Origin of the sequence: Enterobacter cloacae complex sp. IR5459 (assembly GCF_049238005.1) — a bacterium.
Taxonomy (GTDB): Bacteria; Pseudomonadota; Gammaproteobacteria; order Enterobacterales; family Enterobacteriaceae; genus Enterobacter; species Enterobacter hormaechei_C.
Window position 1 is genome coordinate 1 of record NZ_JBMKIG010000030.1, and the last position, 6,214, is coordinate 6,214.

At 63.7% G+C, this 6,214-nt stretch carries 8 protein-coding genes and 2 pseudogenes; 2 read left to right on the forward strand and 8 right to left on the reverse strand.

What is annotated here, in order from left to right; translation table 11 throughout:
* Window positions 1–95: 95 nt before the first annotated feature.
* The 8 genes and pseudogenes from ACOTX4_RS25290 to ACOTX4_RS25325 all read right to left on the reverse strand — a co-directional run.
* Window positions 96–1,346 (reverse strand): annotated as a pseudogene (locus ACOTX4_RS25290) (transposase); the annotation flags it as partial.
* Between the two features lie 74 nt (window positions 1,347–1,420).
* Complete coding sequence (locus ACOTX4_RS25295; protein WP_001300294.1) at window positions 1,421–2,089, reverse strand: EAL domain-containing protein; 669 nt, start codon at window positions 2,087–2,089, stop codon at window positions 1,421–1,423.
* 35 nt (window positions 2,090–2,124) lie between these two features.
* Window positions 2,125–2,361 carry a broad-spectrum mercury transporter MerE gene (gene merE / locus ACOTX4_RS25300; protein ID WP_000993386.1) on the reverse strand — a complete coding sequence of 79 codons (237 nt, stop codon included), beginning with the start codon at window positions 2,359–2,361 and terminating at the stop codon, window positions 2,125–2,127.
* Complete coding sequence (gene merD, locus ACOTX4_RS25305; protein ID WP_001277456.1) at window positions 2,358–2,720, reverse strand: mercury resistance co-regulator MerD; 363 nt, start codon at window positions 2,718–2,720, stop codon at window positions 2,358–2,360. Before merD ends, merE begins: the two co-directional genes overlap by 4 nt.
* A 17-nt stretch (window positions 2,721–2,737) precedes the next feature.
* Complete coding sequence (gene merA, locus ACOTX4_RS25310; RefSeq protein WP_000105636.1) at window positions 2,738–4,432, reverse strand: mercury(II) reductase; 1,695 nt, start codon at window positions 4,430–4,432, stop codon at window positions 2,738–2,740.
* Between the two features lie 51 nt (window positions 4,433–4,483).
* Window positions 4,484–4,906, reverse strand: coding sequence for an organomercurial transporter MerC (merC, locus tag ACOTX4_RS25315; RefSeq protein ID WP_001340589.1), 423 nt, complete (start codon window positions 4,904–4,906; stop codon window positions 4,484–4,486).
* A 35-nt stretch (window positions 4,907–4,941) separates the two neighbouring features.
* A complete protein-coding gene (merP, locus tag ACOTX4_RS25320; RefSeq protein WP_000732292.1) occupies window positions 4,942–5,217 on the reverse strand; it encodes a mercury resistance system periplasmic binding protein MerP in 276 nt (91 codons plus the stop codon).
* A 13-nt stretch (window positions 5,218–5,230) separates the two neighbouring features.
* A complete protein-coding gene (locus ACOTX4_RS25325; protein WP_001294663.1) occupies window positions 5,231–5,581 on the reverse strand; it encodes a mercuric transport protein MerT in 351 nt (116 codons plus the stop codon).
* 71 nt (window positions 5,582–5,652) lie between these two features.
* Between ACOTX4_RS25325 and merR the strand changes: the two genes are divergently transcribed.
* Entirely contained in the window at window positions 5,653–6,087 is a 435-nt protein-coding gene (gene merR, locus ACOTX4_RS25330) for an Hg(II)-responsive transcriptional regulator (RefSeq protein ID WP_000429836.1), read from the forward strand.
* 27 nt (window positions 6,088–6,114) lie between these two features.
* Window positions 6,115–6,214: pseudogene (locus tag ACOTX4_RS25335) on the forward strand (IS1 family transposase); the annotation flags it as partial.

The following is a 6,214-nucleotide window of genomic DNA, read 5'->3' on the forward strand; positions in this document are numbered from 1 at the left end:
GCTGAAAATGCCGGCCTTTGAATGGGTTCATGTGCAGCTCCATCAGCAAAAGGGGATGATAAGTTTATCACCACCGACTATTTGCAACAGTGCCCATCGGCGTAGTAGTGGATGTGGTCGATGACAAAGCCGGTGCGGGTCAGCGTGCGCCGGAGGATCGGCAGAAAATCGACCAGGAACGAAGTAGCGCGTGTGACGACGGCCGGTACGCCGACACGCGCCACGGCCTCGGCCCAGCGCGCGGCCGGCGGTTGGAGCAGGCCGTTGTGCACCGAACCGTGGTAGGTGCCGACCGCCAATGTGAGCCAGCGCTCTAGCTCGCGCAGCGTCAGGGCGGCCTTGTTTTCGGAATCGTAGTCGCCGCGCTGGTCAGGGTTGGAGAAGGTCGTTCCCGGCAGTTCGTCGTGAATCATCTGCATCGCCGTGCCGATGATCCGTTCCACGATGCCGCCATAGTGCGGCTGTCCCAGCGGGCGATAGTCCAGCCGGATGCCATGCTGCTCGCAACCCCGGCGCAGGGCCTCGCTCTTGAACTCGGCCGCGTTGTCTAGGTAGAGCAGCAAGGGCTTGCCGCTCATCTGCCAATCCATTTCCACGTTCAGTCCTTCCAGCCAAGGGCGCTTGTCGCAGGCGACATGCACGAGGCACAGGCCAACCGAAACGGCAGACGGCGCTTCCAGCGTGACGACCATGCCGAGCACGCAGCGGGTGAACACGTCGATGGCGAGGGTCAGGTACGGGCGGCCAATAGGTTGCCGGTCGCGGTCATCGACCACGATCAGGTCGATGACCGTATGGTCTATCTGCACCTGCTCCAGCGGCGCGGTCACGGCAGGAGGCTCGCCGCCCACACCTTGTAGGTCACGAGCGGCATCCTGGCCTTCCCGCCGGCGGATGACCTTGCGCGGGTCAAGGCTAGCGATCCGTAAGGCCACGGTATTGCGCGCCGGCACTCGCAGTTTTTGAGCCTTGCACACCTGAGTGACTTCGCGGTGAAAGGCCGCTAGGCTGCGCTTCTGCTTGGTCAGGAACCGCTTTTGCAGTAGCTCGTGGATGACGCGCTCGACCGGTTCCGGCAAGCGCCCCTTACCTTTACCTCCACCGGACTGGCCGGGCACCAGATCCGTCACGAGGCCGCTGCCTTGCCGGGCACGCCGGATCAGAACGTATACCTGGCGCCGAGACAAGCCCAGCGCCTGAGCCGCCATATCGGCCGCTTCGTGCCCGACCGTCTCCGACTGCGCCAACGGACTGATGATCTCCGCACGACGGCGCGCACGCTCCCAAGCCTCATCAGGCAGAGTGGCCACGCCTTGTTCTGGAATCCGTGGGGTGTCCGTCGCCATGCTCACCTCGCTTTGGTGCACACGAGTATTGAGCATAGTCGAGATTGGTGCAGATCACTTCTGATATTGAACTGTCAGGAGCTGGCTGCACAACAGCCATTACGCCCAATCAACTGGTGCAGTCGTCTTCTGAAAATGACATCCATGCCCAGCCCGTGCGCGAGCTGGATCACCGCCCGCACGATAGTTTGGTCACGGGCATCATCCGGGAGCCTGGCGACAAAGGATTGGTCGATTTTCAATGTGGTGATGGGGCAGCATTTCAGATGTTGCAGGCAGGAATAGCCGGTGCCGAAGTCGTCGGCGGCGAAGCGCACGCCGATGGCGCGCAAGGCGTCGAAACTGGCGAACAGGGCTGGATTGCCGAATGCGACCGATTCGGTCAGTTCGATCTCCAGAAGCTCGGCGGGCAGGGCCATATCGGCCAGCACCCGCTTTACCTCGTCGTCGAACGTTGGCCCAACCTGGCTGGCGGACACATTGATGGCAAGACGGAACGGTTGCCATGCCGGTCCTTGCCACTTGTGCATCTGGCGACAGGCCTCGCCCAGCACCCACGCGCCTATTTCCGGCATCAGGCCGAACGACTCGGCCAGCGGCAGGAACTGGCCGGGCGGCAACAGGCCAAGCCTCGGATGCCGCCAGCGCATCAACGCTTCCGCGCCAGCGATCCGGTGATCGCGCAGATCGACCAGCGGCTGGTAATGCAGGTCAAGCTGTCCGCGCGCCGCCGCCTGCGCCAACTCGGCCGCCGTCCATCCGGCGGGCTGCGAACTCGTCATGATCCGCCCCGGAAGGCGCGCAGCAGCCGCGTTACGGCCAGAACGAACAAGCCGGTCAGCGCGAGCGCGGCAACACCCCAATGCTCGCCAAGGAAGGCACCGGCGGTCGTCCCGGCCAGCACGGCGGCGAGAATCGGCAGATGGCAGGGGCAGGTCAACACGGCCAGCGCACCCCACAGGTAGCCGGAAACGGGTTGGCGCGTCTCGGGCGGCAGTTTGTCAGGGGCGTTCACGGCAATGCCTCCTCGTGCGCCCGCTCGGCTGGCATGGAGGCCAGTTGCGCGTCCAGATGGGCCAACGCCGCGCGCCGCCGCTCGACCAACTGGCGCAGCACGGCAAGCTGCGCTGCGGCTTGTGCGCCGTCCGCTGCGTCGAGCGCACGGCACAGCCGCGCCAGGGCATCCAGGCCGATACCCGCCTCGAAGGCCGCGCGCACGAAGCACAGCCGTTGCAAGGCCGCATCGTCGAACACGCCGTAGCCGCCCGTGGTGCAGGCCACCGGCCGTAACAAGCCGCGCACCAGGTAGTCGCGCACGATATGTACGCTCACCCCAGCGTTATGGGCCAGTTGCGATACCGTGTAGGCGCTCATCGCACACCTCCTTGTCCTCACCCGGCGCAGCAGGAAAGCTGCTTCACATCCTTGTTGAAGGTCTGCGCCGCGAGCTTCAACCCTTCGACCATCGTCAGGTAGGGGAACAACTGGTCGGCCAGTTCCTGCACCGTCATCCGGTTGCGAATCGCCAGTGCGGCCGTCTGGATCAGTTCGCCCGCTTCCGGGGCCACTGCCTGCACGCCGATCAGTCGTCCGCTGCCTTCTTCAACCACCAGTTTGATGAAGCCGCGCGTGTCGAAGTTGGCGAGCGCGCGCGGCACGTTGTCCAGCGTTAGCGTGCGACTATCAGTTTTGATGCCGTCATGGTGCGCTTCCGCCTCGCTGTAGCCTACGGTCGCCACTTGCGGGTCGGTGAACACCACGGCCGGCATCGCGGTCAGGTTCAGGGCCGCGTCACCGCCGGTCATGTTGATCGCGGCGCGAGTGCCGGCCGCTGCCGCCACATAGACGAACTGCGGCTGGTCGGTGCAGTCGCCTGCGGCGTAGATGTGTTCCACGCTTGTACGCATGCCGGGGTCGATGACGATAGCGCCTTGCGGGGTGAGCGTGACGCCCGTCGCATCCAGTGCCAGCTTGCGTGTGTTGGGCGCGCGGCCGGTGGCGACCAGCAGCTTGTCGGCGCGCAGTTCGCCGTGCGCCGTGGTGAGCACGAATTCGCCGTCCCCTTCACCATTGATATACGCGACCTGGCTGGCCTGGGTGTGTTCCCTCACCTCGATGCCCTCCATGCGGAATGCGGCCGTGACGGCTTCGCCTATAGCTGGGTCTTCGCGGAAGAACAGCGTGCTGCGAGCCAGGATCGTCACCTTCGCTCCGAGTCGGGCGAACGCCTGCGCCAGCTCCAGCGCCACCACTGATGAGCCAATCACGGCCAGGCGCTTAGGAATCGTCTCGCTGACCAGCGCTTCAGTGGAAGTCCAGTACGGAGTGTCTTTCAGGCCGGGAATCGGCGGCACGGCCGGGCTCGCGCCGGTGGCGATCAGGCAGCGGTCGAATGCCACCACGCGCTCGCCGCCGTCGTTGAGTTGCACGATCAGGTTGCGATTGTCCTTAAAGCGGGCGGAGCCGTGCAGCACAGTGATCGCCGGATTGCCCTCCAAGATGCCTTCGTACTTGGCGTGGCGCAGTTCATCGACGCGGGCCTGCTGCTGGGCCAGCAGCGCCGTGCGCTGGATGGTCGGCGTGGTAGCGGCGATGCCGCCATCGAACGGGCTTTCCCGGCGCAGATGGGCGATATGGGCGGCGCGGATCATGATCTTGGACGGCACACAACCGACATTGACGCAGGTGCCGCCGATGGTGCCGCGCTCGATCAGCGTGACACGTGCGCCTTGCTCGACGGCCTTCAGCGCCGCTGCCATCGCGGCCCCGCCGCTGCCGATGACGGCGATATGCAATGCGCCGCTGCTACCCGTCTTGTCGTTTCTGCCCAGCAGATCGCGCATCTTGTCGAGCAATCCGCCCGGCGTCGAAACTGAGGGGGCATCGGCCAGCGTGGCCCGATAACCGAGTCCAGCTACAGCGGCCGTCAGCGCGTCGGGTGACGTGCCGACCTCAATGGCGAGCTTGGCGCTGCCCTTGGCGTAGGAGACATCCGCTGATTGCACGCCGGGCACTTTCTCCAGGGCGTCCTTGACATGCACTGCGCACGAGTCGCAAGTCATGCCGGTGATTTTGAGAGTGCTCATACCATCGTTCCTTATTCGTGTGGGCCGCCGTGTCGCACGGTCAGCCGTCTTTCACAAGCGCTTGGCGGGGAGTTCGCAGCCGTCCGGTCCGCAACGGCGATGCGCCGGCGACACGAAGTCCCAGATCGACACCCCAATCATCAAGGCCAGGCCGACGTACATCAGGTTCGCCGTCCACCAGTTGCCGAGCAGCCAGACCGTGGCCGCAAACACGATGGCCGGGCCGATCATGCCGAGCAGACTGCGCAGCCATTGCCGATGACTGAACCAACCCAGCGCGTTCGCCAGGAAGGCCAGCGCGGCAAACAGCGGCAGCAGGCGGCTGATGAACAGTCCCTCGTACTGGCTCAAGAAGCCCAGCCCGATGGCCGCGCCGAAGCTGGCGAGGGCTGGAAAGCAGGCGGCGCAGCCCATCGCGGAAACGACGCTGCCGAGCGCGCCGGTTTTATCGGCAATGCGTGTCATCAGTCCCATGAAGCGGCTCTCGCTGTTGTCGTTGGCTTGCTGGCTCACTGCTTGACGCTGGACGGATAGCCGGCGTCTGCGGTGGCCTTGGTCAGCTTCTGTACGCTGGCCTTGGTGTCGTCAAAAGTGACGACGGCCTCGCGCTTCTCGAAGCCCACATCGACCTTGCTCACGCCTTCGACCTTGGAGAGCGCTTTCTTGACTGTGATCGGGCAGGCGGCGCAAGTCATGCCGGGAACCGCTAGCGTGACGGTCTGGGTAGCGGCCCACACCGGGGCAACAGCGGCGGCGAGGGCAAGGGAGGCAAACAGTTTCTTCATGATGAACTCCTGGTTAATAGAAAAATGGAACGACATAGGGAAATCCAAGCGCGACCAGGACCAGCACGGCCACGATCCAGAAAATCAGCTTGTAGGTGGCGCGCACCTGCGGAATCGCGCAGACCTCACCTGGCTTGCATGCCTGCACGGGCCGGTAAATCCGCTTCCAGGCGAAGAACAGCGCCACTAGCGCCGCGCCGATGAACAACGGTCGATAGGGTTCCAGCACCGTCAGGTTGCCGATCCAAGCACCGGAGAAGCCCAGGGCGACCAGTACTAGCGGCCCCAGGCAGCAGGTCGATGCAAGAATGGCGGCCAGCCCGCCGGCGAAGAGCGCACCGCGCCCGTTTTGTGGTTCAGACATACGTTGGCCCTTTTGAATTTGGATTGGATAGCGTAACCTTACTTCCGTACTCATGTACGGAGTCAAGCGATATGGAAAATAATTTGGAAAACCTGACCATTGGCGTTTTTGCCAAGGCGGCCGGGGTCAACGTGGAGACAATCCGCTTCTATCAGCGCAAGGGCCTGTTGCGGGAACCGGACAAGCCTTACGGCAGCATCCGCCGCTATGGGGAGGCGGACGTGGTTCGGGTGAAATTCGTGAAATCGGCACAGCGGCTGGGGTTCAGTCTGGACGAGATTGCCGAGCTGTTGCGGCTCGACGATGGCACCCACTGCGAGGAGGCCAGCAGCCTGGCCGAACACAAGCTCAAGGACGTGCGCGAGAAGATGGCCGACTTGGCGCGCATGGAAACCGTGCTGTCTGAACTCGTGTGCGCCTGCCATGCACGAAAGGGGAATGTTTCCTGCCCGTTGATCGCGTCACTACAGGGCGAAGCAGGCCTGGCAAGGTCAGCTATGCCTTAGCGTGCTTTATTTTCCGTTTTCTGAGGTGCCCCCATTATGGGCGTTGGCCTCAACACGATTTTCCGCCATTTAAAAAACTCAGGCCGCAGTCGGTAACCTCGCGCATACAGCCGGGCAGTGACGTCAT

Coding starts and splice junctions, on each gene's coding strand:
- merC (WP_001340589.1), bottom strand. CDS start 4,906: ATGGGACTGATGACACGCATTGCCGATAAAACCGGCGCGCTCGGCAGC.
- merP (WP_000732292.1), bottom strand. CDS start 5,217: ATGAAGAAACTGTTTGCCTCCCTTGCCCTCGCCGCCGCTGTTGCCCCG.
- merR (WP_000429836.1), top strand. CDS start 5,653: ATGGAAAATAATTTGGAAAACCTGACCATTGGCGTTTTTGCCAAGGCG.
- merD (WP_001277456.1), bottom strand. CDS start 2,720: ATGAGCGCCTACACGGTATCGCAACTGGCCCATAACGCTGGGGTGAGC.
- merA (WP_000105636.1), bottom strand. CDS start 4,432: ATGAGCACTCTCAAAATCACCGGCATGACTTGCGACTCGTGCGCAGTG.
- ACOTX4_RS25325 (WP_001294663.1), bottom strand. CDS start 5,581: ATGTCTGAACCACAAAACGGGCGCGGTGCGCTCTTCGCCGGCGGGCTG.